Origin of the sequence: Streptomyces sp. NPDC050548 (assembly GCF_044457385.1) — a bacterium.
Lineage (GTDB): Bacteria > Actinomycetota > Actinomycetes > Streptomycetales > Streptomycetaceae > Streptomyces.
Window position 1 is genome coordinate 1 of record NZ_JBITGV010000024.1, and the last position, 24610, is coordinate 24610.

Below are 24610 nucleotides of genomic sequence, written 5' to 3' on the forward strand. Positions count from 1 at the left end.
CCGGACGGGCTGAAAGTCAGCCCCTCCGGCGTTTGAGGAGCGGGGTCTGGGGCGGAGCCCCAGAAGGATGGGACGGGTAGGGGCGGCGGGGGCGAGAATCATCAGTCCAGCAACCCGTACCGCATCGCACTCGTCACCGCCGCAGTCCGGTCGTCCACCCCCAACTTCCCGAAGACCCGCAGCAGATGGGTCTTCACGGTCGACTCCCCGATGTACAACCGCCGCCCGATCTCCGCGTTGGTGCACCCCTCCGCCACCAACCGCAACACCGCGGTCTCCCGCTCGGACAGTCGCGGACGCTCCGGCTTCGTCCGCAACTGGTCCACCAGCCGCGCGGCCACCGAGGGCGCCAGCACCGTCTCACCGCGCGCCGCGGCCCGTATGGCGTCGGCCAGTTCGCCTCGCGGCAGATCCTTCAGCAGATAGCCCGCCGCCCCCGCCTCCACTGCCCGCAGGATGTCCCGGTCCGTCTCGTACGTCGTGAGGACGATCACCCGGCACGGCAGCCCGGCCGCGCTCATCCGCACGATGGAGTCGACACCTCCGCCGCCCGGCATCCGCAGGTCCATCAGCACGATGTCGGGCCGGAGTTCGGCCGCCAGCGCCTCGGCCTGCGGCCCGCTGGACGCGTCGGCGACCACGTCGAGATCCGGTTCGGCGCTGAGCATGGCCCGCAGCCCCTCCCGTACGACGGGATGGTCGTCGGCCAGCACGATCCGGATCATTGAGGACTCCTCAAAGGCGACACAGGCAGCTGTACGGTCACCGTCGTGCCCGACCCCCGCGCGCTGCGCACCAGCGCCGTCCCGCCCGCCTCGGCGGCCCGGGTGCGAAGTCCCGCCAAGCCGTAGCCGCCGGACACCGCGTCCGGCTCGAAACCGCACCCGTCGTCCCGCACCGACACGGTCAGCGTGTCGTCGGCGTACGCCAGCGTGAGGCTCACCGTCGCCGAACTCCCCGCGTGCTTGCGGGCGTTGGCAAGGGCCTCCTGACAGGATCGCAGGGCGACCACCTCGGGCGCGGCGGGCAACGCCCTTACCAGGCCCGTGACTTGGAGCGCCGCGTCATGGCGGGCGGCGAGCCGGCGCAGGGCGTCCGGCAGCGAGGCGTCGGCGAGGTCGGCCGGTGTGCCGCCGGCGACCAGGGCGCGGGCCTCGGCGAGGTTCTGCCGGGCCGTCTCGTCCATCAGGGCGAGATGGCGGCGGGCCTGCGCCGGGTCGTCGTGCAACTCGGCCTCCACGGCCTGGATCAGCATCAGCAGACTGGTGAAGCCCTGGGCGAGGGTGTCGTGGATCTCGCGGGCCATGCGCTCGCGTTCGGCCAGCGCGCCGTGCGCCGACGACAGCCGGGACACCTCGTGGCGGCTCGCGTCCAGTTCGGTGATCAACTCGGCCCGCTCCTGGCTCTGTTCGATGACCCGGATGATCCATGTCCCGAGGGCCATCGAGAAGACCAGGGTGACCACGGCGAACACCGAGTTGAAGAACACGTCGTGGGCGTCGGGCCACCACAGCAGCGCCCAGCCGATCACGGGCGCGATGTTGATCACGGTCACCGCGATGAGTGCCCAGCGCAGCCGCAGCATCATGAAGCAGGGCGGGACGAGGGCGAAGGCCATCAACCGGGTCTCGCCGACCAGCACCGCCGACGGCAGGAACAGCGCCATCTGCGCCGCGAGGTAGGAGACGGCCCGCCGCTCGTCGGGCGGATCGCCCTGGAGGACCGGGCGCCCGAGCCGGACGTAGAGCGGGACGAGCGGGAGGAGCAGGGCCGCCGCCGTGACGCGTACCGGCCACCCCGGATAGTTCGTGCCGAGCACGAACACCAGGGTGGCCAGCCAGATCAGGGCGAAGTACGTGTCCCAGAGCCGGAAGGAACGGTCCCAGGTGTACGAGCCCTTCACCGGGCCGGGAACGGTCATCCGTCGCGCCGGTTCTTCCACCGGAAGGTCAGCAGACACAGCAGCAATCCTCCGACGCACCACGCCCCGAGCACCAGCGCGACCTTTCCGAACTCCCAGCTCCTGGCCTGCTCCAGCACCTGCGCCGACGAGGGCAGGAACACCCCGCGCAGCCCCTGGCACATCCACTTCAGCGGGAACAGGGCGCCGATGTTGAGCATCCAGTCCGGGATGGTGTCGATGGAGATGTACACCCCGGAGATGAACTGCAGGACCAGGAAGGGCAGGACGACCACGGAGGTCGCGCTCTTGCCGGACTTGGGCACCGAGCTGACCGCGATGCCGAGCAGTGCGCACGCCGTCAGCCCGAGCACGAAGATCCACCCGAAGTCCAGCCACTTGCCGGCCGACGAGGGCAGGTCGACACCGTAGAAGCCGGTCCCGACGAGCAGCAGGATCGCCGTCTCCAGCAGGCCCGTGACCAGAACGAGCCAGATCTTGCCGAGGAAGTACGCGGCCGGTGGCATCGGGGTGCCGCGCAGGCGGCGCAGCACCTTCTCGTCGCGTTCGATCGCGATCGAGATGCCGAGGGACTGGAAACTCGTCGACATGATGCCGGCGGCCATCATGGCGGGGACGTAGAGCTGGGAGGCGGTGACGCCCGCGCCCCGGACGTCGTCCTTGAAGATCGACGCGAAGAGGAAGAGGAAGACGACCGGGAAGGCGAAGGTGAAGACCACCTGGTCGCGCTGGCGGAAGAACTGTGTGAGTTCCAGCACCCCGCGCCGCAGCCCGAGCCCCCAGGCCCCGGGCAGCCGTTCCTCGGAGGTCTGTGCCCGGGCCCGCACCACCGTCGCGGTCATCGCACGTCCTCCTGTCCGGTCAGGCGGAGGTAGACGTCCTCCAGGGTGGGGCGCGTCACCAGAAGCCCCGGGATCTCGCCGTCGTAGCGGTGCATGAGCTCCGCCACGACCTTGGTAGGAGTGTCGGTGTGCTCCGCGCGCGGGGTGCCGTCGGGCTCGGTCCACTCGACGGTGGCCCCGGTGCCGTGGGCCTCGCGCAGGGCGGCCGGTTCGCCCTCGGCGACCACCCGGCCTTTGGCGACGATGGCGAGGCGGTCGGCGAGGTTCTCCGCCTCCTCCAGGTAGTGGGTGGTGAGGAGGATGGTGGTGCCCTCGCCGGCCAGCTTGCGGATCAGGTCCCAGAACTGGCGCCGGGCCGCCGGGTCGAAACCGGTCGTCGGCTCGTCAAGGAGCAGGAGTTCCGGATCTCCGATCACTCCGAGGGCCACGTCGAGCCGCCTGCGCTGGCCGCCCGAGAGCGCCTTGATCCGGCTGTCCGCCTTGGCCTCCAGACCCACCAGGCCGATGACCTCCTCGGGGTCGCGCGGACGCGGGTAGTAGCGGGCGAAGTGCCGTACGGTCTCGCCGACCGTCAACTCCGCGGGTGCCGATTCGTCCTGCCAGACGATGCCGACCCGCGAACGCCACGCGCGCGTGCCCGTCGCCGGGTCCGACCCGAGGACCACGACCTCGCCCGCGTCCCGGCCGCGATTGCCCTGGAGGATCTCCACCGTGGTGCTCTTGCCCGCGCCATTGGGCCCGAGCAGGCCGAACACCTCCCCGGTGCGTATCTCCAGGTCGATTCCGTCGACGGCGGTCACGTCCCCGTACCGCTTGCGCAGCCCCCGCACATCCACTGCGAGGTCGTTCGCCTGTGTTGTCATGCCATGAGCATCGTCCGGAATCGAGTGCTCAGGGACGACCGTGCGTACTTCCTTATGTCCACCGAACGGTGGACAGGCCCGTGCGTGCGGCACAATGGCCGTGCCCGAAGATGGTCCAACTCTCAAGTGACGGATCGGCGTGATGAGCAAGACGACAGTGAAGGACGTCTCCACCGACTCCGAGCCGGAGCACACGGCCGAGGAGCCGCGCACGGTCGGCAGCAGCCGGGCCTTCGCCGTGCTGCTGGTGATCACCGGTGCGGCCGGACTGCTCGCCGCGTGGGTCATCACGATCGACAAGTTCAAGATCCTTGAGGGCAAGCTCGCGGGCAAGACGTTCACCCCGAGCTGCAGCATCAACCCGATCGTGTCCTGCGGCAGCGTCATGGAGAGCAAGCAGGCCGCCGCCTTCGGCTTCCCGAACCCGATGCTCGGCCTGGTCGCCTACGGCATCGTCATCTGCGTCGGCATCAGCCTCCTGACCCGGGTCAAGTTCCCGCGCTGGTACTGGCTGACCTTCAACTTCGGCACGCTCTTCGGGGTGGGCTTCTGCACCTGGCTGCAGTTCCAGTCGCTGTACCGGATCAACGCGCTGTGCCTGTGGTGCTCGCTGGCCTGGGTCGCCACGATCACGATGTTCTGGTACGTCACCTCGTTCAACATGCGCAACGACTTCATCAAGGTCCCGCGCCCGGTCAAGAACTTCCTGGGCGAGTTCACCTGGGTCCTCCCGGTCACCCACGTCGGCATCATCGCGATGCTGATCCTGACCCGCTGGGGCACGCAGCTCTGGGCGTAACTCGGCCCAGACCGGATTGTCAGTGGCGTGACATAGGGTTTTCGACGTGGAGCCCGACCTTTTCACCGCCGCAGCCGAAGAACGCCAGGAGAAGGACCCGTCCAGCAGTCCCCTGGCGGTACGGATGCGCCCGCGCACCCTCGACGAGGTGGTGGGCCAGCAGCATCTGCTGAAGCCGGGCTCACCCCTGCGCCGACTGGTCGGCGAGGGCGCCGGCGGCCCGGCCGGAGCGTCCTCGGTGATCCTCTGGGGGCCGCCGGGCACCGGAAAGACGACCCTCGCGTACGTCGTCTCCAAGGCCACCAACAAGCGGTTCGTGGAACTGTCCGCGATCACCGCGGGCGTCAAGGAGGTCCGCGCGGTCATCGACGGCGCCCGCCGCGCCACCGGGGGCTTCGGCAAGGAGACCGTCCTCTTCCTCGACGAGATCCACCGCTTCAGCAAGGCCCAACAGGACTCCCTGCTCCCGGCCGTCGAGAACCGCTGGATCACCCTGATCGCGGCGACCACGGAGAACCCGTACTTCTCGGTGATCTCCCCGCTCCTGTCCCGCTCCCTGCTCCTCACCCTCGAACCCCTCACGGACGACGACCTGCGCGCCCTGCTGCGCCGGGCCCTGTCCGACGAGCGCGGGCTCAAGGACGCGATCACCCTCCCCGAGGACAGCGAGAACCACCTGCTGCGCATCGCGGGCGGCGACGCCCGCCGCGCGCTGACCGCCCTGGAGGCCGCCGCCGGGGCCGCCCTCGACAAGGGCGAGCCGGACATCACCCTCCAGACCCTGGAGGAGACGGTCGACCGCGCGGCCGTGAAGTACGACCGGGACGGCGACCAGCACTACGACGTGGCCAGCGCCCTCATCAAGTCCATCCGCGGCTCGGACGTCGACGCGGCCCTGCACTACCTGGCCCGCATGATCGAGGCCGGCGAAGACCCCCGCTTCATCGCCCGCCGCCTGATGATCTCCGCGAGCGAGGACATCGGCCTCGCCGATCCCAACGCCCTCCCGATCGCGGTCGCCGCCGCCCAGGCCGTGGCGATGATCGGCTTCCCGGAGGCCGCGCTCACCCTCAGCCACGCCACCATCGCGCTCGCCCTGGCCCCCAAGTCGAACGCGGCGACCACGGCGATCGGCGCCGCCATGGAGGACGTACGCAAGGGCCACGCGGGCCCGGTGCCGATGCATCTGCGGGACGGGCACTACAAGGGCGCGGCCAAGCTGGGGCACGCCCAGGGGTACGTCTACCCGCACGACCTGCCCGAGGGGATCGCCGAGCAGCAGTACGCCCCGGAGGAGCTGAAGGACCGCGAGTACTACGAACCGACCCGGCACGGGGCCGAGGCGCGGTACGCGGACGCCGTGGAGTGGACCAGGAAGCACCTTGGTCGTAAGCGGTCCTGAGCACCCTGTAGAATCCCCCGAAGTGCTGTGTCCCGTGCTGTCAGAACGGGACGGTCAGCCGGAGCCCCGGTTTCCGGACCGGCTCCAGGAGCGTCGCGCACCGTTCGAATGGTGTCGCGGGCAGCCCACCACCATCCGCCGCGAGGCGGGACCGGTCGGTGGGCCACTCGCGTGCTGCACGTAGTGCCCAGATCAGGGGAGCGGCTGCCCACCAGGTCCCGCAAGGGATTCGGCGGGTCTCCCCGGCTGCGGATGCGACCTCTCTCACCACCCTGACAAGCCGATAACCAGGAAAGAGACATCGTGGCGAATCAGTCCCGCCCCAAGGTCAAGAAGTCGCGTGCCCTCGGCATCGCGCTGACCCCGAAGGCCGTCAAGTACTTCGAGGCCCGTCCCTACCCGCCGGGTGAGCACGGTCGTGGCCGCAAGCAGAACTCGGACTACAAGGTCCGTCTGCTGGAGAAGCAGCGTCTGCGCGCGCAGTACGACGTGTCCGAGCGCCAGCTCGTCCGCGCCTACGAGCGTGCCTCCAAGGTCCAGGGCAAGACCGGTGAGGCCCTGATCATCGAGCTGGAGCGTCGTCTCGACGCGCTGGTCCTGCGTTCGGGCATCGCCCGCACGATCTACCAGGCCCGCCAGATGGTCGTGCACGGCCACATCGAGGTCAACGGCCAGAAGGTCGACAAGCCGTCCTTCCGCGTCAAGCCGGACGACGTCGTCATGGTCCGCGAGCGCAGCCGCAGCAAGACCCTGTTCGAGGTTTCCCGCGCCGGTGGCTTCGCCCCCGACGGCGAGACCCCGCGCTACCTCCAGGTGAACCTCGGCGCCCTGGCGTTCCGCCTGGACCGCGAGCCGAACCGCAAGGAGATCCCGGTGATCTGCGACGAGCAGCTCGTCGTCGAGTACTACGCCCGCTGATCACCCCACGGACGTAGCACCACCTGCACCACGTCAGCCCGCCGTCTCCCCGCCCTTCCGGGTGGGCGAGGCGGCGGGCTTTCGCATGTCCACGCCGACCGGCGAAGGCCGTACGGGCCCACGCGGCACCGGTACGGCGTCGAGGGGCCGTCGCTGCCCCAACGCCCGTGCCACGGCGGCCTCCCGGCCGAGCCGCGCGCCTTCGCGTACGCGCTCCTCGTACGGCCCGTCGCCCAGCCGCTCCCGGGCCATCGCCTCGCACAGCTCGTGCGGGGCGTTGTAGTACGCCGAACCGAACAGCGGCAGCCCGACCGACGGCCACATCACGCCCGCCGCGCCCTGCAGCAGCGCGGCCTCGGCGGCATCGCCCTCGGCCGCCGTGACGAGGGCCAGCAGTTCGACCGCCAGCACCGAGCCCAGCAGGTCGCGGAAGCCGTGCGCGCTGCCCAGGCAGTCCGCCAACAGGTCGCGCGCGTGCGGGAGCCGGCCCTCGCTCCAGGCGACGTAGGCCAGGACGTACAGCGCGTAGGAACGGGTCCAGCGCTCGCCGTGGTCCTCGCACACCCGCCGCACGTCCTCGCACAGCTTCACCGCGTCGGCGAGGTCGCCCTGGAAGGCCCGGGCCATCGCCAGTTCGACCTGGCCCATCAGGACGTTGCTGTTCAGCTCGCCGATCTGCTGGTAGCGGTCGAGGGCCGAGCGCAGCAGGGCTTCCGCGCGGGGCATGTCGTCCGTGACCAACGCCAGGCAGCCGGTGCGGTGTTCGGCGTACGCCACCGCCGTGGGGTTCGCCGCGTGGTCGGCCTCCTCGCGGCACTCCTGGAGCGCGGCCAGCGCGGGCACGGTGTCGCCCTGGAGGATCGCCACATAGCCGAGTACCCACAAGGCCTTCAGCCGCGACTGGTCGTTGTCGGAGTCGAGTTGTACGGCCTGCTCCAGCCAGTGCCGGCCCTCCGAGAGCCGTCCGCATCCCGCCCAGTAGAACCACAGGGAGCCTGCCAGGTACTGGCCCAGATGCGTCTCGTCCGGCTCGGTCAGGCAGTACTCCAGGGCGCCGCGCAGATTCGGCAGCTCCGCCTCGACGCGCGCGGCGACCTCGCCCTGGCGCGGCGAGAACCAGTCCAGCTCGCACCAAGTGGCAAGGCCCAGATACCAATCACGGTGCCGCCGTCGCAGCCGGGCCGCGTCCCCGGCCGCCTCCAGCCAGTCGGCGCCGTACGCGCGGATCGTGTCGAGCATCCGGTAGCGCAGGCCCGTTGCCGTTTCCTCGCGGACGACCACGGACTGCGCGAGGAGTTCGGAGAGCACGTCGAGGACGCCGTCCGAGGGCAGTCCGTCGCCGCCGCAGACGTACTCGGCGGCCTCCAGGTCGAAGCGCCCGGCGAACACCGACAGCCGTGCCCACAGCAGCCGTTCCTCGGGCGTGCACAGCTCATGGCTCCAGCCGATCGCCGTCCGCAGCGTCTGATGCCGGGGCAACGCGTCCCTGCGCCCACCCGCCAGCAGCCGGAACCGGTCGTCGAACCGCGCCAGCAACTCCCCGGGCGACAGGGCCCGCAGCCGCCCCGCCGCCAGTTCGACGGCGAGAGGGATCCCGTCCAGGCGCCGGCACAACTCCCGTACGTCCGCGTCCTCTTCGCAGAGCACGACCCCCTGTTGCGCGGCGCGCTCGGCCAACAGTTCCGCCGCCTCGCCCTCGTCCAGCGGCGCCAGCGCCACCACCCGCTCGCCCGCCAGCTCCAACGGCCGCCGCCCCACCGCGAGCACCCGCAACCCCGGCACCCGCCCCACCAACTCGGCCACCAGCGGGGCACACACCTCCACCAGATGCTCGAACCCGTCCAGCAGCAGCAGGAGTTGACGGCCCGTCAGATGCGCGAGCAGTGCCTCCCGCGGCAGCCGCGTGGTGTGATCCGTCAGCCCCAGCGCCTCCACGACCGCGAAGTCCACGAGTTCCGGATCGCGCACCGACGCCAGCTCCACCCGCCACACGCCGTCCGGGGGAGCGGAGCGGGCCGCCGCACGGGCCGTGAGCCGGGACTTGCCGACTCCGCCGGGCCCGGTCACCGTGACCAGACGCGAGGCGTCGAGCGCCCGTGCCAGTTCGGTGAGTTCGGCCGAGCGGCCCACGAACCGGTCGGGTTCGAGGGGCAGATTGCCGTCCGCGGTGGCGTCGCCGCCATGGGAAGCTCGCATGGAACACGGAGCGTACTGAACCGTATTCAGTCCGTACAATCGCTTCGCCCAACTCCACAGCGCGCGGGGCGGTAATGCGGTACGGAGCGCCATCCCCGGCGCGATAGGCTCGGGACCAGTTATCTACAGGTGTTTATGAGAGCGGGTGTCAGGTGTCCGGTGGAGAGGTGGCCGGGATCCTGGTGGCCGTCTTCTGGGCGATCCTGGTCTCCTTCCTCGCCGTCGCACTGGTGAGGCTGGCCCAGACGCTCAAGGCGACCACCAAGCTGGTCGCGGACGTGACCGACCAGGCCGTCCCGCTCCTGGCGGACGCCTCCGCGGCGGTGCGCTCGGCGCAGACCCAGATCGACCGGGTCGACGCGATCGCCTCCGACGTCCAGGAAGTCACGTCGAACGCCTCCGCCCTGTCCACCACCGTCGCCTCCACCTTCGGCGGTCCCCTCGTCAAGGTCGCGGCCTTCGGCTACGGCGTCCGCCGGGCCCTGGGCGGCCGCCGCGAGGACGTGCCCGCGCCGTCCGGGGCGACCCGTCGTACGGTGATCGTGGGCCGTACCGTCCCGGCCGGACGGCGGGGCAAGCGCACCCGGAAGAAGGACTGACCGAGCGATGTTCCGCCGTACGTTCTGGTTCGGCACGGGCGTGGCCGCCGGTGTCTGGGCGACCACCAAGGTCAATCGCAAGCTGAAGCAGCTGACCCCCGAGCACCTCGCCGCGGTCGCGGCCAACAAGGCGCTCGAAGCCGGGCACCGGCTCAAGGACAGCGCGGTGGGCTTCGCGCTCGACGTCCGCGCGGGCATGGCCCAGCGGGAGGCCGAACTCGGCGACGCGCTGGGGATCAACGCCCCGGTCGACCCCGAACTCCCCGCCCCCAGGCAGCACATCGCCATCGAGAACCGCAGCAATCCAAGGTCCGTCGAAAGCAACGACAGGACGACGTACTCGTACAACCGGAATGAGGACCACTGATGGAGTCGGCTGAAATCCGCCGCCGCTGGCTGAGCTTCTACGAGGAGCGCGGACACACCGTTGTTCCCTCGGCGTCGCTCATCGCGGACGACCCGACTCTGCTTCTGGTCCCCGCCGGCATGGTCCCCTTCAAGCCGTATTTCCTCGGCGAGGTCAAGCCGCCGTGGCCGCGCGCCACCAGCGTGCAGAAGTGCGTGCGCACCCCCGACATCGAAGAGGTCGGCAAGACCACGCGCCACGGCACGTTCTTCCAGATGTGCGGCAACTTCTCCTTCGGCGACTACTTCAAGGAAGGCGCCATCACCTACGCCTGGGAGCTGCTCACCTCGCCCCAGGACAAGGGTGGTTACGGTCTCGACCCCGAGCGGCTGTGGATCACGGTCTACCTCGACGACGACGAGGCCGAGACCATCTGGCGCGACAAGATCGGCGTCCCGGCCGAGCGCATCCAGCGCCTCGGCAAGAAGGACAACTACTGGTCGATGGGCGTCCCCGGACCCTGCGGCCCGTGCTCCGAGATCAACTACGACCGCGGCCCCGAGTTCGGTGTCGAGGGCGGCCCGGCCGTCAACGACGAGCGGTACGTGGAGATCTGGAACCTCGTCTTCATGCAGTACGAGCGCGGCGAGGGCATCGGCAAGGAGGACTTCGAGATCCTCGGCGAGCTGCCCAGCAAGAACATCGACACGGGCCTCGGCCTGGAACGCCTCGCGATGATCCTGCAGGGCGTGCAGAACATGTACGAGATCGACACCTCCATGGCCGTCATCAAGAAGGCCACCGAGCTGACCGGCGTCGAGTACGGCGACTCGCACGAGTCCGACGTCTCGCTGCGCGTGGTCACCGACCACATGCGCACGTCCGTGATGCTCATCGGCGACGGCGTGACCCCCGGCAACGAGGGCCGTGGTTACGTCCTGCGCCGCATCATGCGCCGTGCCATCCGCAACATGCGGCTGCTCGGTGCCAGTGGCCTGGTCGTCAAGGACCTCATCGACACCGTCATCGCGATGATGGGCCAGCAGTACCCCGAGCTGGTCACCGACCGGCAGCGCATCGAGACCGTCGCCCTCGCCGAGGAGGCCGCCTTCGTCAAGACGCTGAAGGCCGGCACCAACATCCTCGACACCGCCATCTCCGAGACGAAGGAGACCGGCGGCAAGGTCCTCGCCGGCGACAAGGCGTTCCTGCTCCACGACACCTGGGGCTTCCCGATCGACCTCACCCTCGAAATGGCCGCCGAACAGGGCCTTTCCGTGGACGAGGACGGCTTCCGGCGCCTGATGAAGCAGCAGCGCGACCAGGCCAAGGCCGACGCCCAGGCCAAGAAGACCGGCCACGCCGGCGTCGGCGCCTACCGCGCGATCGCCGACCAGGCCGGCGAGACCGACTTCATCGGCTACTCGGACACCCAGGGCGAGTCCACGATCGTCGGCATCCTCGTCGACGGAGTCTCCTCCCCGGCCGCCACCGAGGGCGACGAGGTCGAGATCGTCCTCGACCGCACCCCCTTCTACGCCGAGGGCGGCGGCCAGATCGGCGACACCGGCCGCATCAAGGTCGAGTCCGGTGCCGTGATCGAGATCCGCGACTGCCAGAAGCCGGTGCCCGGGGTCTACGTCCACAAGGGCGTCGTCCAGTTCGGCGAGGTCACCGTCGGCGCCAAGGCCGAGGCCGCGATCGACATCCGCCGCCGAACCGCCATCGCCCGCGCCCACTCGGCCACCCACCTCACCCACCAGGCGCTCCGTGACGCCCTCGGTCCGACGGCCGCGCAGGCCGGTTCGGAGAACCAGCCGGGCCGCTTCCGCTTCGACTTCGGTTCGCCGTCCGCCGTGCCCACGGCTGTGATGACCGACGTCGAGCAGAAGATCAACGAGGTGCTCGCCCGCGACCTGGACGTGCACGCCGAGATCCTCAGCCTCGACGAGGCCAAGAAGCAGGGCGCCATCGCCGAGTTCGGCGAGAAGTACGGCGAGCGGGTCCGCGTCGTCACCATCGGCGACTTCTCCAAGGAGCTGTGCGGCGGCACCCACGTCCACAACACCTCCCAGCTCGGCCTGGTCAAGCTGCTCGGCGAGTCGTCGATCGGCTCCGGAGTCCGCCGTATCGAAGCGCTCGTCGGCGTGGACGCCTACAACTTCCTCGCCCGTGAGCACACGGTCGTCGCCCAGCTCCAGGAGCTGATCAAGGGGCGCCCGGAGGAGCTTCCGGAGAAGGTCTCCGCCATGCTCGGCAAGCTGAAGGACGCCGAGAAGGAGATCGAGAAGTTCCGCGCCGAGAAGGTGCTGCAGGCCGCCGCCGGTCTCGTCGAGTCCGCCAAGGACGTGCACGGCATCGCCGTCGTCACCGGCCAGGTCCCGGACGGCACGACGCCGGACGACCTGCGCAAGCTGGTCCTCGACGTGCGTGGCCGGATCCAGGGCGGACGGGCCGCCGTGGTCGCCCTCTTCACGGTCAACAACGGCAAGCCGCTGACCGTCATCGCCACCAACGAGGCCGCCCGCGAACGCGGTCTCAAGGCCGGTGACCTTGTGCGCGCCGCCGCCAAGACCCTCGGCGGCGGCGGTGGCGGCAAGCCGGACGTGGCCCAGGGCGGTGGCCAGAACCCGGCCGCCGTCGGCGAGGCCGTCGACGCCGTCGAGCGCCTCGTCGCCGACACGGCGAAGTAAGAAGCGGTCGAGAGTATGAGAAGAGGACGTCGGCTCGCGCTCGACGTCGGGGACGCCCGCATCGGGGTCGCCTCGTGCGACCCCGACGGGATCCTCGCCACTCCCGTCGAGACGGTTCCCGGCCGCGACATCCCGGCGGCACACCGTCGGCTGAGGCAGCTCGTCGAGGAGTACGAACCGGTCGAAGTCGTCGTCGGCCTCCCCCGCTCCCTCAAGGGCGGCGAGGGACCGGCCGCCGTGAAGGTCCGGGCCTTCGCCCAGGAGCTGGCCAGGGGCATCGCCCCAGTACCGGTCAGACTGTTGGACGAACGGATGACCACAGTGACGGCCAGTCAGGGACTGCGCGCCTCGGGCGTCACCTCCAAGAAGGGCCGCTCGGTCATCGACCAGGCGGCGGCGGTCATCATCCTTCAGCAGGCGTTGGAATCCGAACGGGTGTCAGGTAAACCACCCGGCGAGGGCGTCGAAGTGGTCATCTGATCGCGATACGGTAACGTTCCGCGCGATGCGATGGTGTTCGAACAGCCATGGCACAGCAAGAGGCGGGACGGGAGCCGGAGCCCCAAGCGCCGCGACCGCCGCCTCGCGGCTCTAGGGGATCGATGACTGAGTATGGCCGGGGCCCAGGCTCCGAACCGTGGCATCCGGAGGACCCGTTGTTCGGGGACATCGGATGGGAAGGCCAGCAGGCCCACGTGGGCCAGCAGTCTTCGTACGACGGCCAGCAGCAGCACTATCCGGAACAGCCGCAGCAGCCGCAGCAGTACGGCGACTGGGGCCACGGCCAGCAGGCCGACTACGGTCAGGCGCAGCAGCAGTACCAGGTCTACGACGAGCAGGGCCACCCGCAGTACCCCGATCAGCACCAGCAGTACCCGGACCAGCAGCAGTACGTCGATCAGAGCCATCAGCAATACGCCGGTCAGCAGCAGCAGTACCAGCAGGGCGGCTGGGACGGCACCCACCCGCACGCGCAGGTCCCCTACGCCGCCGATCCAGGCGACCCGTATGCCCAGCAGGCCGCCGGCTATGGCGAACAGCAGCCCGATTTCTACGGCACGCCCGACGCGTTCCCGCCGCCGGAGCCGCCCGGCAAGCGCCGCACGGAACCCGAACCGGAGAAGACCGACTGGGACCCGGGACCCGATGAGGGCGAACACGCGTTCTTCGCGGGTGGTGGCGACGACGATGACGAGGTCGACGACGAGCCGGAGGACGGCCGTCGGCGCGGCAAGGGCAAGGGCGGAAAAGGCAAAGGTGGCAAAGGCGGCAAGGAGAAGAAGCGCCGCAACGGCTGCGCCTGCCTTGTCGTCGTCCTGGTGTTCGGAGGCGGCCTCGCCGGCGTCGGCTATTTCGGCTGGCACTTCTACCAGAACCGTTTCGGCTCGGCCCCCGACTACGCGGGCGACGGCACCGGTTCGGTCAGCGTCACCATCCCCAAGGGTGCCTTCGGCTCGGACATCGGGCAGAAGCTGAAAGAAGCGGGCGTCGTCAAGAGCGTCGACGCGTTCGTCGCCGCCCAGTCGCAGAATCCCGACGGGAAGAAGATCCAGGCAGGCGTCTTTCTGCTGAAGAAACAGATGTCCGCCGCAGCCGCCGTCAAGCTGATGCTCGACCCCAAGAGCCAGGACAATCTGATCGTCCCCCCTGGCCGACGGAATGCCAAGATCTACGAGGACATCGACAAGAAACTCCAGATTCCCGACGGCACCACCAAGGCCGTCGCCAAGAAGGATTTCAAGAGCCTCGGACTGCCCGACTGGGCGAACGACAACTCGAACATCAAGGACCCGCTGGAGGGCTTCCTCTACCCGGGAACCTATGGCGCCGCCAAGGGCATGAAACCCGAAACGGTCCTCAAGCAGATGGTCGCCCAGGCCAACGACAATTACGACGCGATCGACCTTGCCGCGAAGGCCAAGGCGCTCAAGCTGGACAGTCCGCTGCAGGTCATCACGGTCGCGAGCCTCGTCCAGGCCGAGGGCAAGACGCACGAGGACTTCCGGAAGATGGCCGAAGTCGTCTACAACCGGCTCAAGACCACGAACACCGAGACCAACCGGTACCTGCAATTCGACTCGACCTTCAATTACCTGAAGGGTCAGAGCAACATCCGTATCAGCGAGTCCGAGATCAACAGCAACAAGGACCCGTACAACACCTACACCCAGAAGGGCCTGCCGCCCGGACCGATCGACAACCCCGGTGCCGAGGCTCTGGCGGCGGCGCTGAATCCGACCCACGACGGCTGGATCTACTTCGTGGCGACCGACGGCCAGAACAAGACCGAATTCGCCAAGACGTACGCAGAATTCCAGGCACTCAAGGAAAAGTTCAATGCCACCTCGGGCAACTGACGCCCGCCGGGCCGCTGTGCTCGGTTCACCCATCGCCCACTCCCTCTCCCCGGTGCTGCATCGCGCGGCATACCGGGAACTGGGCCTCGACGGCTGGTCCTACGACCGCTTCGACGTCGACGAGGCCGGTCTGCCGGGATTCTTCGGGAACCTCGGACCGGAGTGGGCGGGGCTGTCCCTCACGATGCCGCTGAAGCGGGCCGTCATACCGCTGCTCGACGAGATCAGCGAGACAGCGGCGTCGGTGGACGCGGTCAATACGGTCGTGTTCACCGAGGACGGCCGCAGCGTCGGCGACAACACCGACATCCCCGGCATGGTCGCCGCCCTCCGCGAACACGGCATCGAACAGGTCGACTCGGCCGCGATCCTCGGCGCCGGCGCCACCGCCTCCTCCGCCCTCGCCGCACTGGCCCGCGTCTGCACCGGCGAGGTCGTCGCCTACGTCCGCAGCGAGGCCCGCGCCGCCGAGATGCGCCAGTGGGGCGAGCGGCTCGACGTGGAGGTCCGCACGGCGGACTGGGCCGACGCGGCGGAAGGCCTGCGGGCCCCCCTGGTCTTCGCGACCACCCCCGCGGGCACCACGGACGCCCTCTCCTCCGCCGTACCGGAACGCCCCGCCACCCTCTTCGACGTCCTCTACGACCCCTGGCCCACCGACCTCGCGGCCCGCTGGTCCGGCTACGGCGGCGCGGTCGTCAGCGGCCTCGACCTCCTGGTCCACCAGGCCGTACTCCAGGTGGAACAGATGACCGGCCACCGGCCGGCCCCCGTCGACGCGATGCGCAGAGCGGGCGAGAAGGCCCTGGCCGACCGCTGACGCCGGCTCCGCAGCGGGTGTCCGGTGGCTGACCTTGGCCGTTCGGCGTCCGTTCTCTGGACCGTCGGCCGGGTCCGTGTGCCGGACGTGGGAGGATCGGGGGCGGCGGGCCAGGGCCGCGCACCCGGTCACGCCGACGCCGTACGCGAGGACACGCGTACGCAGGGCAGTCCCAGGGCGCGAGCATGAGGAGCACCGTTGAGCAGGTTGCGCTGGCTGACCGCGGGGGAGTCCCACGGCCCCGCACTCGTGGCGACGCTGGAGGGTCTTCCCGCCGGCGTCCCGATCACCACGGAGATGGTGGCGGACCACCTGGCCCGGCGCCGACTCGGCTATGGACGCGGCGCCCGCATGAAGTTCGAGCGCGACGAGGTCACCTTCCTCGGCGGCGTCCGCCACGGCCTCACCCTCGGTTCCCCGGTCGCCATCATGGTCGGCAACACCGAGTGGCCCAAGTGGGAGCAGGTCATGGCGGCCGACCCCATCGACCCGGAGATCCTCGCCGGACTGGCCCGCAACGCCCCGCTGACCCGCCCGCGCCCCGGCCACGCCGACCTCGCGGGCATGCAGAAGTACGGCTTCGACGAGGCCCGCCCGATCCTGGAGCGCGCCTCCGCGCGGGAGACCGCGGCGCGGGTCGCGCTGGGCGCGGTGGCCCGGTCGTACATCAAGGAGACGGCCGGCATCGAGATCGTCTCGCACGTCGTCGAGCTGGCTTCGGCGAAGGCTCCGCAGGGTGTGCTGCCTACGCCGGCCGATGTCGAGAAGCTGGACGCCGACCCCGTGCGCTGCCTGGACGCGGACGCGTCGAAGGCGATGGTCGCCGAGATCGACCAGGCCCACAAGGACGGCGACACCCTGGGCGGTGTGGTCGAGATCCTGGCCTACGGCGTCCCCGTCGGCCTCGGCTCGCACGTCCACTGGGACCGCAAGCTGGACGCCCGGCTGGCCGGTGCCCTCATGGGCATCCAGGCCATCAAGGGCGTCGAGATCGGTGACGGCTTCGAGCTGGCGCGGGTGCCCGGTTCCAAGGCGCACGACGAGATCGTGAAGACCGACGAGGGCATCCGGCGCGTCTCCGGCCGCTCCGGCGGCACCGAGGGCGGGCTGTCCACGGGCGAGCTGCTGCGGGTGCGGGCCGCGATGAAGCCGATCGCGACCGTGCCGCGCGCGCTGCAGACCGTCGACGTGGTCACCGGTGAGGCCACGCAGGCCCACCACCAGCGCTCCGACGTCTCCGCGGTCCCGGCCGCCGGGATCGTCGCCGAGGCGATGGTCGCCCTGGTCCTGGCGGACGCGGTGGCGGAGAAGTTCGGCGGCGACTCGGTGCCCGAGACCCGCCGCAATGTCCGCTCGTACCTCGAAAACCTGGCCATCCGGTGACCGCAGCACCTTTGGTCGTCCTGATCGGCCCGATGGGCGTCGGCAAGTCGACGGTCGGACAGCAGCTGGCCGAGCGGCTCGGTGTCGGCTACCGGGACACCGACGACGACATCGTGGCCGCCGAGGGCCGCACCATCGCCGAGATCTTCGTCGACGAGGGCGAGCCCGTCTTCCGCGCCATCGAGAAGCGCGCCGTGCAGCAGGCACTCGCCGGGCACGACGGCGTCCTGGCGCTGGGCGGCGGCTCGATCCTCGACGAGGACACGCGCGCGCTGCTCGCGACGCACCGGGTCGTCTACCTCTCCATGGAGGTGGACGAAGCCGTCAAGCGCACCGGCCTCAACGTGGCCCGCCCGCTGCTCGCCATCAACCCGCGCAAGCAGTGGCGCGAACTGATGGAAGCCAGGCGCCACTTGTACGCCGAGGTCGCGCAGGCCGTCGTACCCACCGACGGCCGCACCCCCGAGGACGTCACCCAAGCCGTCCTGGACGCACTGGAGTTGAAGGAAGCATGAGCGAGTCAGTGACGCGGATCCAGGTCGGCGGCACGGCGGGCAGCGACCCGTACGAGGTCCTGGTGGGCCGTCAACTGCTGGGCGAACTGGGCGGGTTGGTCGGCGACAAGGCCAAGCGGGTCGCCGTCATCCACCCCGAGGCGCTCGCCGAGACCGGTGACGCGCTCCGCGCCGACCTGGCCGGACAGGGCTTTGAAGCCGTCGCCATCCAGGTGCCGAACGCGGAGGAGGCCAAGACCGCCGAGGTCGCCGCCTACTGCTGGAAGGCGCTGGGACAGTCCGGGTTCACGCGCTCCGACGTCATCGTGGGCGTCGGCGGCGGCTCCACCACCGACCTGGCCGGATTCGTCGCCGCGACCTGGCTGCGCGGAGTCCGCTGGATCGCCGTTCCGACCACCGTGCTCGCCATGGTGGACGCGGCCGTCGGCGGCAAGACCGGCATCAACACCGCCGAGGGCAAGAACCTGGTCGGCTCCTTCCACCCGCCGGCCGGCGTGCTCTGCGACCTCGCCGCGCTCGACTCCCTCCCGGTCAACGACTACGTCTCCGGGCTCGCCGAGATCATCAAGGCCGGCTTCATCGCCGACCCGGTGATCCTCGAACTCATCGAGTCCGACCCGGAGTCCGCCCGTACCCCGGCCGGACCGCACACCGCCGAACTCATCGAGCGCTCCATCAAGGTCAAGGCCGAGGTCGTCTCCGCCGACCTCAAGGAGTCGGGCCTGCGCGAGATCCTCAACTACGGCCACACCCTCGCCCACGCCATCGAGAAGAACGAGCGCTACAAGTGGCGGCACGGCGCCGCGGTGGCCGTAGGCATGCACTTCGCGGCCGAACTGGGCCGTCTCGCGGGCCGGTTGGACGACGCGACGGCCGACCGCCACCGCACGGTTCTCGAATCCGTCGGCCTCCCGCTCAGCTACCGCTACGACCAGTGGCCCAAGCTCCTGGAGACCATGAAGGTCGACAAGAAGTCCCGCGGCGACCTGCTCCGCTTCATCGTCCTCGACGGCCTCGCCAAGCCCACGGTCCTGGAGGGCCCCGACCCGGCCGTCCTCCTCGCCGCGTACGGCGAAGTGGGCGACTAGGTCCCGCCGAGTCCCGTCCGCCCGATTTGCCTTGCGGGGACGGGCACTTCGGCCCCTCCCCGGCCGTTCACCAAGTGGCGGCCGGGGAAGGTACCGTTCGGTAGGGAGCGGGGGTTCGGGCCCGCTGCCAGAGCCAATCGCCGTAAGAAATTGGAGTGGCACCGGATGCAGCACGCAGTGGGGTCTCCGCTGCCGCCGCCCCACCAGCCGGGGCAGGGACCGGCCGCCGGTTGGATGCCGACGGGACAGCACCCGGGCCCGCATCCGGGCCCCGTGCCCCCACCACCACCGGCCCCGCCGATGCCGTACACGATCCCGCGTCACGCGCCGGACACCACCGGCCATGTGCAACTGCCGCCCGGCGGCCCCGTGGCCATGCCGAGCACGCCTCCCGCGCAGGCCGCCCCCGACCCGGCCTCCACCACCCTCGCGGTGCTGCTCATCGGCCCCGCGGGCGCGGGCAAGACGAGCGTCGCCAAGTACTGGGCGGACCACCGCCGGGTCCCCACCGCGCACATCAGCCTCGACGACGTCCGCGAGTGGGTCCGCTCCGGTTTCGCCGACCCCCAGTCCGGCTGGAACGACCACTCCGAGGCCCAGTACCGCCTGGCCCGCCGCACCTGCGGCTTCGCCGCCCGCAACTTCCTCGCCAACGGCATCTCCTGCATCCTCGACGACGCGGTCTTCCCCGACCGCCCGGTCGTCGGCCTCGGCGGCTGGAAGCGCCACGTGGGCCCCGGCCTCCTCCCGGTCGTCCTCCTCCCGGGCCTGGAAATAGTCCTGGAACGCAACGCCGAACGCTCCGGCAACCGCCGCCTCACCGACGAGGAGGTCGCCCGCATCCACGGCCGCATGGCGGGCTGGTACGGCTCGGGCCTCCCGATCATCGACAACTCCCAGATGGACGTACAGCAGACGGCCCAGGTGCTGAATGACGTCCTCGCACGCTCCATAGCGAGCCCACCGAGCTGGTAATCGCCAGGCAGTGGTCCCACCCAGGGGCGCGGGGCTGTATCAATATGCGGCTCCGCCGCGTGGGCGCGACCGGCCCCCACCGACCCGCACTCGGCGAACAACCGATTCCGCACCCCCGTCCCCCGAACGGCACTCTCCCAACCAGCACAATCCAGCCACCGCTCCTACGCTCATCTCATGTCAGAGGTCTACGCAGCCCGCAGAGCCAGGCTGAGGGAACGAGCCCAAGCCGGCGGCAGCCAATCCGCCCTGGTCACCCACCCGGCCAACGTGCGCTACCTGGCCGGTCCGGCCCCGCAGGGCACCGTCCTGCTGCTGGGCAGACGCGAGGACATGCTGGTCTGCGCGAGCCCCCTGGACGAGCGTCCAGCAGCGGGGCGTCCCGACGAGACCCTGCGCATCCACACCCTCCCAAGCCCCGGCGGTGACCCCGCCGTAGCCGCGGCCGACCTCGCGTCGGCGACCGGCGCCGAATCCATGGCCGTAGAAGAACACCACCTCACCGTGACCCGCCACCGAGCCCTCCGCTCGGTCGCCCCCGCGCTCCGGCTCACCGACATCGGCGGCGCGGCGGAGCAGCTGCGGGTCATCAAGGACGAGGAGGAGATCTCCTGCCTGAGAATCGCCGCCGAGATCGCCGACCAGGCCCTCGGCGAGCTGCTGGAGTCGATCCTCGTCGGCCGCACCGAACGCCATCTCGCCCTCGAACTGGAGCGACGGCTCGTCGACCACGGCGCCGACGGCCCCGCCTTCGCCACCTCCGTCGCCACCGGCCCGCACTCCGGCAGACGCGGACATCGGCCGACCGATCGACGGGTCGAAGAAGGAGATTTCCTTTCTGTCTGCCTCGGCGCCACCTATCGCGGATACCGCTGCGAGATCGGCCGTACGTTCGTCATCGGCACCTCTCCCGCGGACTGGCAGATCGAGCTGTACGACCTCGTCTTCGCCGCCCAGCGCGCCGCGCGAGAGTCCCTGACCCCCGGTGCCGCCTACCGGGATGTGGACCGCGCGGCACGTCAGGTGCTGGACTCCGCGGGCTACTCGGAAGGCCTCACACCCCTCACCGGCCACGGTGTCGGACTCGAAATCGACGAGGACCCGCAGTTGGCCCCCGCGGCCATGGGTAAACTGGACGCTTGCGTGCCGGTCACCGTCGAACCGGGGGTTCACCTCCCGGGCCGGGGCGGTGTCCGGATCGATGACACGCTCGTCGTACGCCCTGAGGCGGACGGCGGACCCGAGCTACTCACCATCACGACCAAGGAACTGCTCGCGCTCTAGCTTTTCGAGCTGCGCGCGGGCCCCGTGGTCGTCCACGTCAGTCCAGGAGATTCCGCAACCGTGGCTTCCACGAACGACCTCAAGAACGGCCTGGTGCTCAAGCTCGACGGGGGCCAGCTCTGGTCCGTCGTCGAGTTCCAGCACGTCAAGCCCGGCAAGGGCCCTGCCTTCGTGCGCACCAAGCTCAAGAACGTGCTCTCCGGCAAGGTCGTCGACAAGACGTTCAACGCCGGCGTCAAGGTCGAGACGGCCACTGTCGACAAGCGCGACATGCAGTTCTCGTACATGGACGGCGAGTACTTCGTCTTCATGGACATGGAGACCTACGACCAGCTCATGGTCGACCGCAAGGCCGTCGGCGACGCCGCCAACTTCCTGATCGAGGGCTTCACCGCCACGGTCGCCCAGCACGAGGGCGAGGTGCTCTTCGTCGAGCTGCCCGCGGCCGTCGAGCTGACCATCCAGGAGACCGAGCCCGGCGTCCAGGGCGACCGCTCCACCGGTGGCACCAAGCCCGCCACCCTGGAGACCGGCTACCAGATCCAGGTCCCGCTCTTCATCACCACCGGTGAGAAGATCAAGGTCGACACCCGCTCCAGCGACTACCTCGGCCGGGTGAACAGCTAACCGTGGCTGCCCGCAACACGGCCCGCAAGCGCGCCTTCCAGATCCTCTTCGAGGGCGACCAGCGCGGAGTCGGCGTCACCACGGTCCTCGCGGACTGGATCCGGCTCTCCCGGGACGACACCCGGCAGCCGCCGGTCAGCGAGTACACGATGGAGCTGGTCGAGGGGTACGCGCAGCACGCGCGCCGCATCGACGAGCTGATCGCGCAGTACTCGGTCGGCTGGACGCTGGACCGCATGCCCGTGGTGGACCGCAACATCCTGCGCCTCGGCGCCTACGAGCTGATCTGGGTCGACGAGACCCCGGACGCCGTCGTCCTCGACGAGATGGTGCAGCTGGCCAAGGAGTTCTCCACGGACGAGTCGCCCTCGTTCGTGAACGGCCTGCTGGGCCGCTTCAAGGACCTGAAGCCCTCGCTGCGCCGGGACGAGGCGTAAGAGGTACGGCATCGCCAGGGGGCCCGCAGCGTGACTGCTGCGGGCCCCCTGGCGTATCGGTGCGTCCGGGACCCCTGAGGGCCGCAGAAAGCCGCCGGGGCGACCGGAACGGTGAAGTTCCGGCCACTCCGGCGGCACGTTTCTGCTGAGACGGGGAGCGGCTCAGTTCTCCTCGTGGGAGACCGCGCGACGCGCGTCCGCGTCCAGCACGCCCCAGCTGATCAGCTGCTCGGTGAGGACCGAGGGCGACTGGTCGTAGATGACGGCGAGTGTGCGCAGGTCGTCCTGGCGGATCGAGAGCACCTTGCCGTTGTAGTCGCCGCGCTGGGACTGGATCGTGGCGGCGTACCGCTGCAGCGGGCCGGCCTTCTCGGCGGGCACGTGGGCCAGCCGCTCCAGGTCCAGCACCAGCTTCGGCGGCGGCTCGGCGGCCCCGCCCGGCGTGGTGCCCGGCAGCAGCTCCTGCACCGGAACCCCGTAGAAGTCCGCCAGCTCGGCAAGGCGCTGCACGGTGACGGCACGGTCGCCGCGCTCGTACGACCCGACCACGACCGCCTTCCAGCGTCCCTGGGACTTCTCCTCGACACCGTGGAGGGAAAGGCCCTGCTGGGTGCGGATGGCCCGGAGCTTGGCCCCGAGCTGTTTGGCGTATTCGCTGGACATATAGCTCCCCGGACACTGTGTCTACGCGGCAACAGTGTTTCCGTGCCGCGCGGCTGGTAACTCACTGTGAGGTTACGCAGCGTTACACTTCCGCGTCAAGCCGAATGGGCCGCACCGGGTCTTCCGTGGTAGCGGTGGCTGATTACTCCATAGGGGTGATCAGGGGTGTCGCCCCGGCCTGCTAACGTGGATGGCGCAAATCCGACGTCCTTTAAGGTCCGTCCCGTGAGGCGGAGAAGGAGGTCCGTTTCTTATGGACACCCAGCAGTACGAGTCCGATGCCCGGCCGGTTCTCGAAGCCCCCGACATCGCGCGGGTCCTGACCCGCATCGCCCACGAGATCGTCGAGCGCGCCAAGGGCGCCGACGACGTGGTGCTCCTCGGCATTCCGACCCGGGGCGTCTTCCTCGCCCAGCGGCTCGCCGCCAAGCTCGAAGAGATCACCGACCGCAAGATCCCGGTCGGCTCCCTCGACATCACGATGTACCGCGACGACCTGCGCATGCACCCGCCGCGCGCGCTGGCCCGCACCGACATCCCCGGTGACGGCATCGACGGCCGCCTCGTCGTCCTCGTCGACGACGTGCTCTTCTCCGGCCGCACCATCCGCGCCGCCCTGGACGCCCTGAACGACATCGGGCGCCCCCGCGCGGTGCAGCTCGCGGTCCTGGTCGACAGAGGCCACCGCGAACTGCCCATCCGCGCCGACTACGTCGGCAAGAACCTCCCCACGTCGCTGCGGGAGACGGTCAAGGTCCAGCTCGCCGAGGAGGACGGTCGCGACACCGTGCTGCTCGGCGCCAAGCAGACCCCGTAGCGGGCCGAGGGGCGTACGCCGGTTCGGTGTGCCCCCGTCTGCCCGGAATCTCCCTCTTTCGCGAACTGCCTTACGGAGCCTGACAGATGCAGCGTCATCTCATCTCGGCCGCCGACCTCTCCCGCGACGACGCCGTCCTGATCCTCGACACCGCCGAGGAGATGGCCCGGGTCGCCGACCGGCCGATCAAGAAACTGCCCACCCTGCGCGGCCGTACCGTCGTCAACCTCTTCTTCGAGGACTCCACGCGCACGCGTATCTCCTTCGAAGCCGCCGAGAAGCGCCTCTCCGCCGACGTCATCAACTTCACCGCCAAGGGGTCGAGCGTCTCCAAGGGCGAGTCCCTGAAGGACACCGCCCAGACCCTGGAGGCCATGGGCGTCGACGCCGTCGTCATCCGGCACGGCGCCTCCGGGGCGCCCTACCGGCTCGCCACCTCCGGGTGGATCGACGCGGCCGTCATCAACGCCGGTGACGGCACCCACCAGCACCCGACGCAGGCCCTGCTCGACGCGTTCACCATGCGCCGCCGGCTGGTCGGCCGGGACGCCGGGATCGGGCAGGACCTGGCCGGCAAGCGGATCACGCTCGTCGGCGACATCCTGCACAGCCGCGTCGCCCGCTCGAACGTCGACCTGCTGCACACCCTCGGCGCCGAGGTCACCCTCGTCGCCCCGCCCACCCTGGTCCCGGTCGGCGTCGAGGCCTGGCCCTGCGAGGTCTCCTACGACCTCGACAGCACGCTCTCCAAGTCCGACGCGGTGATGCTCCTTCGCGTGCAGCGCGAGCGCATGAACGCGGCGTTCTTCCCGACCGAGCGCGAGTACTCGCGGCGCTACGGCCTCGACGGCGACCGCATGGCGAAGATGCCCGAGCACGCGATCGTGATGCACCCGGGGCCGATGGTCCGGGGCATGGAGATCACCGCCGAGGTCGCCGACTCGGACCGCTGCACCGTCGTCGAGCAGGTCGCAAACGGAGTCTCCATCCGGATGGCCGTGCTCTATCTGCTTCTGGGCGGCAACGAACCCGCCGTCAGCCACGCCCGCATCGAGGAGAAGTAAG

The 24610-nt window shown here is 69.9% G+C and carries 24 protein-coding genes; 18 read left to right on the forward strand and 6 right to left on the reverse strand.

Annotation, left to right across the window (positions count from 1 at the left end; translation table 11 throughout):
• Nucleotides 1–101: 101 nt before the first annotated feature.
• Genes ACIBJH_RS42200 through ACIBJH_RS42215 form a run of 4 tightly spaced genes read right to left on the reverse strand, consistent with a single transcriptional unit; the run spans nt 102 to nt 3626 of the window.
• On the reverse strand, nt 102–725 hold the full coding sequence (locus ACIBJH_RS42200) for a response regulator (RefSeq protein ID WP_399122263.1): 624 nt from the start codon (nt 723–725) through the stop codon (nt 102–104).
• Nucleotides 722–1921 (reverse strand): sensor histidine kinase, encoded by a 1200-nt coding sequence (locus tag ACIBJH_RS42205; RefSeq protein WP_399122264.1) that lies wholly within the window; start codon nt 1919–1921, stop codon nt 722–724. Before ACIBJH_RS42205 ends, ACIBJH_RS42200 begins: the two co-directional genes overlap by 4 nt.
• Nucleotides 1918–2763, reverse strand: a complete 846-nt coding sequence (locus tag ACIBJH_RS42210; RefSeq protein ID WP_399122265.1) for an ABC transporter permease — start codon at nt 2761–2763, stop codon at nt 1918–1920. The genes ACIBJH_RS42205 and ACIBJH_RS42210 overlap by 4 nt, the downstream gene beginning before the upstream one ends.
• Entirely contained in the window at nt 2760–3626 is an 867-nt protein-coding gene (locus ACIBJH_RS42215; RefSeq protein ID WP_399122266.1) for an ABC transporter ATP-binding protein, read from the reverse strand. The genes ACIBJH_RS42210 and ACIBJH_RS42215 overlap by 4 nt, the downstream gene beginning before the upstream one ends.
• A 142-nt stretch (nt 3627–3768) precedes the next feature.
• Between ACIBJH_RS42215 and ACIBJH_RS42220 the strand changes: the two genes are divergently transcribed.
• From ACIBJH_RS42220 to rpsD, 3 genes are all read left to right on the forward strand, one after another.
• Complete coding sequence (locus tag ACIBJH_RS42220; RefSeq protein ID WP_399122267.1) at nt 3769–4425, forward strand: vitamin K epoxide reductase family protein; 657 nt, start codon at nt 3769–3771, stop codon at nt 4423–4425.
• 46 nt (nt 4426–4471) lie between these two features.
• Nucleotides 4472–5827, forward strand: a complete 1356-nt coding sequence (locus ACIBJH_RS42225) for a replication-associated recombination protein A (protein ID WP_200712628.1) — start codon at nt 4472–4474, stop codon at nt 5825–5827.
• Nucleotides 5828–6130: 303 nt separating this feature from the next.
• Complete coding sequence (rpsD, locus tag ACIBJH_RS42230; protein WP_019066381.1) at nt 6131–6745, forward strand: 30S ribosomal protein S4; 615 nt, start codon at nt 6131–6133, stop codon at nt 6743–6745.
• Between the two features lie 33 nt (nt 6746–6778).
• Here rpsD and ACIBJH_RS42235 read toward each other — a convergent pair whose 3' ends face one another.
• On the reverse strand, nt 6779–8941 hold the full coding sequence (locus ACIBJH_RS42235) for an ATP-binding protein (protein ID WP_399122268.1): 2163 nt from the start codon (nt 8939–8941) through the stop codon (nt 6779–6781).
• A 152-nt stretch (nt 8942–9093) separates the two neighbouring features.
• Here ACIBJH_RS42235 and ACIBJH_RS42240 point away from each other — a divergent pair, with 152 nt between their 5' ends.
• The 13 genes from ACIBJH_RS42240 to nusB all read left to right on the forward strand — a co-directional run bounded on the left by ACIBJH_RS42240 (nt 9094) and on the right by nusB (nt 22065).
• Entirely contained in the window at nt 9094–9540 is a 447-nt protein-coding gene (locus tag ACIBJH_RS42240; RefSeq protein ID WP_399122269.1) for a DUF948 domain-containing protein, read from the forward strand.
• Nucleotides 9541–9547: 7 nt separating this feature from the next.
• Entirely contained in the window at nt 9548–9907 is a 360-nt protein-coding gene (locus ACIBJH_RS42245) for a hypothetical protein (RefSeq protein ID WP_399122270.1), read from the forward strand.
• Complete coding sequence (gene alaS / locus ACIBJH_RS42250) at nt 9907–12579, forward strand: alanine--tRNA ligase (RefSeq protein WP_399122271.1); 2673 nt, start codon at nt 9907–9909, stop codon at nt 12577–12579. Before ACIBJH_RS42245 ends, alaS begins: the two co-directional genes overlap by 1 nt.
• Before the next feature lie 15 nt (nt 12580–12594).
• The gene (ruvX, locus tag ACIBJH_RS42255; RefSeq protein WP_262062293.1) at nt 12595–13059 is read left to right on the forward strand and encodes a Holliday junction resolvase RuvX; all 465 of its coding nucleotides are present in this window, start codon (nt 12595–12597) and stop codon (nt 13057–13059) included.
• Nucleotides 13060–13181: 122 nt separating this feature from the next.
• The gene (gene mltG / locus ACIBJH_RS42260; RefSeq protein ID WP_399122372.1) at nt 13182–14936 is read left to right on the forward strand and encodes an endolytic transglycosylase MltG; all 1755 of its coding nucleotides are present in this window, start codon (nt 13182–13184) and stop codon (nt 14934–14936) included.
• Complete coding sequence (locus tag ACIBJH_RS42265) at nt 14917–15756, forward strand: shikimate dehydrogenase (protein ID WP_399122272.1); 840 nt, start codon at nt 14917–14919, stop codon at nt 15754–15756. The genes mltG and ACIBJH_RS42265 overlap by 20 nt, the downstream gene beginning before the upstream one ends.
• A 198-nt stretch (nt 15757–15954) precedes the next feature.
• Nucleotides 15955–17139, forward strand: coding sequence for a chorismate synthase (gene aroC, locus ACIBJH_RS42270; RefSeq protein WP_399122273.1), 1185 nt, complete (start codon nt 15955–15957; stop codon nt 17137–17139).
• Nucleotides 17136–17654 (forward strand): shikimate kinase, encoded by a 519-nt coding sequence (locus ACIBJH_RS42275; RefSeq protein ID WP_399122274.1) that lies wholly within the window; start codon nt 17136–17138, stop codon nt 17652–17654. Before aroC ends, ACIBJH_RS42275 begins: the two co-directional genes overlap by 4 nt.
• The gene (aroB, locus tag ACIBJH_RS42280) at nt 17651–18742 is read left to right on the forward strand and encodes a 3-dehydroquinate synthase (protein ID WP_200712619.1); all 1092 of its coding nucleotides are present in this window, start codon (nt 17651–17653) and stop codon (nt 18740–18742) included. The genes ACIBJH_RS42275 and aroB overlap by 4 nt, the downstream gene beginning before the upstream one ends.
• A gap of 165 nt (nt 18743–18907) precedes the next feature.
• A complete protein-coding gene (locus tag ACIBJH_RS42285) occupies nt 18908–19717 on the forward strand; it encodes a Pro-rich N-terminal domain-containing protein (RefSeq protein WP_399122275.1) in 810 nt (269 codons plus the stop codon).
• Nucleotides 19718–19894: 177 nt separating this feature from the next.
• Complete coding sequence (locus tag ACIBJH_RS42290) at nt 19895–21001, forward strand: M24 family metallopeptidase (protein WP_399122276.1); 1107 nt, start codon at nt 19895–19897, stop codon at nt 20999–21001.
• A gap of 60 nt (nt 21002–21061) precedes the next feature.
• Nucleotides 21062–21628 (forward strand): elongation factor P, encoded by a 567-nt coding sequence (gene efp, locus ACIBJH_RS42295; protein ID WP_043683951.1) that lies wholly within the window; start codon nt 21062–21064, stop codon nt 21626–21628.
• Between the two features lie 2 nt (nt 21629–21630).
• Nucleotides 21631–22065, forward strand: coding sequence for a transcription antitermination factor NusB (gene nusB, locus ACIBJH_RS42300; RefSeq protein ID WP_200712616.1), 435 nt, complete (start codon nt 21631–21633; stop codon nt 22063–22065).
• Nucleotides 22066–22227: 162 nt separating this feature from the next.
• Here the strand turns inward: nusB and bldD are convergent, their stop codons facing one another.
• Entirely contained in the window at nt 22228–22728 is a 501-nt protein-coding gene (bldD, locus tag ACIBJH_RS42305) for a transcriptional regulator BldD (RefSeq protein WP_019059743.1), read from the reverse strand.
• 253 nt (nt 22729–22981) lie between these two features.
• Here bldD and pyrR point away from each other — a divergent pair, with 253 nt between their 5' ends.
• Together pyrR and ACIBJH_RS42315 are read left to right on the forward strand one after the other, a co-directional pair.
• Nucleotides 22982–23545 carry a bifunctional pyr operon transcriptional regulator/uracil phosphoribosyltransferase PyrR gene (gene pyrR, locus ACIBJH_RS42310; RefSeq protein WP_200712615.1) on the forward strand — a complete coding sequence of 188 codons (564 nt, stop codon included), beginning with the start codon at nt 22982–22984 and terminating at the stop codon, nt 23543–23545.
• 86 nt (nt 23546–23631) lie between these two features.
• Nucleotides 23632–24609 carry an aspartate carbamoyltransferase catalytic subunit gene (locus ACIBJH_RS42315; RefSeq protein WP_200712614.1) on the forward strand — a complete coding sequence of 326 codons (978 nt, stop codon included), beginning with the start codon at nt 23632–23634 and terminating at the stop codon, nt 24607–24609.
• The last annotated feature ends 1 nt before the right edge of the window (nt 24610 follow it).

Bases quoted from the DNA above. Each gene is read 5' to 3' on its own strand.
- ACIBJH_RS42245 (WP_399122270.1), top strand. From the start codon at position 9,548: ATGTTCCGCCGTACGTTCTGGTTCGGCACGGGCGTGGCCGCCGGTGTC.
- ACIBJH_RS42265 (WP_399122272.1), top strand. From the start codon at position 14,917: ATGCCACCTCGGGCAACTGACGCCCGCCGGGCCGCTGTGCTCGGTTCA.
- ACIBJH_RS42315 (WP_200712614.1), top strand. From the start codon at position 23,632: ATGCAGCGTCATCTCATCTCGGCCGCCGACCTCTCCCGCGACGACGCC.
- pyrR (WP_200712615.1), top strand. From the start codon at position 22,982: ATGGACACCCAGCAGTACGAGTCCGATGCCCGGCCGGTTCTCGAAGCC.
- ruvX (WP_262062293.1), top strand. From the start codon at position 12,595: ATGAGAAGAGGACGTCGGCTCGCGCTCGACGTCGGGGACGCCCGCATC.
- ACIBJH_RS42220 (WP_399122267.1), top strand. From the start codon at position 3,769: ATGAGCAAGACGACAGTGAAGGACGTCTCCACCGACTCCGAGCCGGAG.
- aroB (WP_200712619.1), top strand. From the start codon at position 17,651: ATGAGCGAGTCAGTGACGCGGATCCAGGTCGGCGGCACGGCGGGCAGC.
- ACIBJH_RS42235 (WP_399122268.1), bottom strand. From the start codon at position 8,941: ATGCGAGCTTCCCATGGCGGCGACGCCACCGCGGACGGCAATCTGCCC.
- ACIBJH_RS42285 (WP_399122275.1), top strand. From the start codon at position 18,908: ATGCAGCACGCAGTGGGGTCTCCGCTGCCGCCGCCCCACCAGCCGGGG.
- mltG (WP_399122372.1), top strand. From the start codon at position 13,182: ATGACTGAGTATGGCCGGGGCCCAGGCTCCGAACCGTGGCATCCGGAG.
- ACIBJH_RS42290 (WP_399122276.1), top strand. From the start codon at position 19,895: ATGTCAGAGGTCTACGCAGCCCGCAGAGCCAGGCTGAGGGAACGAGCC.
- alaS (WP_399122271.1), top strand. From the start codon at position 9,907: ATGGAGTCGGCTGAAATCCGCCGCCGCTGGCTGAGCTTCTACGAGGAG.
- ACIBJH_RS42210 (WP_399122265.1), bottom strand. From the start codon at position 2,763: ATGACCGCGACGGTGGTGCGGGCCCGGGCACAGACCTCCGAGGAACGG.
- ACIBJH_RS42205 (WP_399122264.1), bottom strand. From the start codon at position 1,921: ATGACCGTTCCCGGCCCGGTGAAGGGCTCGTACACCTGGGACCGTTCC.
- bldD (WP_019059743.1), bottom strand. From the start codon at position 22,728: ATGTCCAGCGAATACGCCAAACAGCTCGGGGCCAAGCTCCGGGCCATC.
- ACIBJH_RS42215 (WP_399122266.1), bottom strand. From the start codon at position 3,626: ATGACAACACAGGCGAACGACCTCGCAGTGGATGTGCGGGGGCTGCGC.
- ACIBJH_RS42200 (WP_399122263.1), bottom strand. From the start codon at position 725: ATGATCCGGATCGTGCTGGCCGACGACCATCCCGTCGTACGGGAGGGG.